Source organism: Methylomonas sp. MgM2 (genome assembly GCF_054172045.1).
On sequence record NZ_JBSYXO010000094.1, the window covers coordinates 1 to 1,254 of the forward strand.

At 61.0% G+C, this 1,254-nt stretch carries 2 protein-coding genes; both read left to right on the forward strand.

Annotated elements, in window-relative coordinates; translation table 11 throughout:
• Nucleotides 1-578: winged helix-turn-helix domain-containing protein (locus tag ACW73I_RS23015; RefSeq protein ID WP_458031844.1), on the forward strand; the 578-nt coding region annotated here is incomplete at its 5' end.
• Nucleotides 575-1,254, forward strand: a 680-nt coding sequence (locus tag ACW73I_RS23020; protein WP_458031845.1) for a hypothetical protein, incomplete at its 3' end; no start/stop codon positions are given. The genes ACW73I_RS23015 and ACW73I_RS23020, both read left to right, overlap by 4 nt.

The following is a 1,254-nucleotide window of genomic DNA, read 5'->3' on the forward strand; positions in this document are numbered from 1 at the left end:
GCTTCGACCTGATCGTGCTCGATTTGATGCTGCCCGGTGAAGACGGCCTGGCACTGTGCCGGCGGCTGCGGAGCACATCGACTATCCCCATCATCATGTTGACGGCACTGGCCGAAGACATAGACCGCATCGTCGGCTTGGAAATGGGCGCCGACGATTATTTGGCCAAACCGTTCAATCCGCGCGAACTGCTGGCCCGCATCAAGGCCGTGTTGCGCCGCACCGGCAGCGGGTCCGACCTATCCCGGACTGCCGGCAATACGCTGCTGTTCGAGGGCTGGCGCATTGATTTGGCCAAACGCGAACTGTATTCGCCCGAAGGCGTGCTGATGCCATTGACCGGCGGCGAGTTCGATTTGTTGGTCGCCTTCGCACAGCGGCCGCAGCGGATTTTGAATCGCGATCAGTTACTGGATTTGACGCGCGGACGAGCGGCAACGGCGTTCGACCGCAGCATCGACGTGCAATTGAGCCGATTGCGGCGCAAGATCGAAACCGATCCGAACCAGCCCGCGCTGATCAAAACCGTGCGCGGCGGCGGTTATGTCTTTCAACCTCGTGTCGTGCGCGAACCATGAAACGAAACGGCCGGTTCCCACGGTTAGCCGACACCCTGACCGGCAGAATCATCGGCCTGTTGTTTGTCGGCCTGATACTGACGGCGACCGGCAGCGCATCGATTTATATGTTGGATATTTTTCATGGTAAGGGTTGGAATGAGACGGCCGGCAACCTGCACCGCATCGCCGCGATCGTCGCCATAATGGACTACGCGCCGCCGGACGCTCGTCCGGCCTGGCTTCCACCTTTGAACCAAATCGGCCTATCGGTGGCTTGGTCCTTAACCGAAACCCCGCCGCCGCTGCGCCAGGACAGCATGACCCGCCATCTGGCGCGGGATATCCGGGTTTTTTCAAAAATACCAGACGCCGATCGGGTCCGAACCGGTTACCCGGCCGATGCACCAACCTCTACGCTACCGATCATGCCCGAAACGGCGCCGGCCGAGGCATGGGTCGCGTTGTCGGACCATAGTTGGCTACATTTCGTGATCGCGAACCGGCAGATCAGCGGACTTTGGACATTGCGACTGGTATTGGCATCTGGTCTTCTGGTCGCGGGCATCGCGGGACTGGGCGTATGGGCCGCGCGCAAAGTAACCGCCCCGTTGGCACAATTCTCCATGGCCGCGGAACGGCTCGGCGCAAATCTGGATGCGCCACCACTCGACGCCGAAGCCGGGCCCGAGGAAAT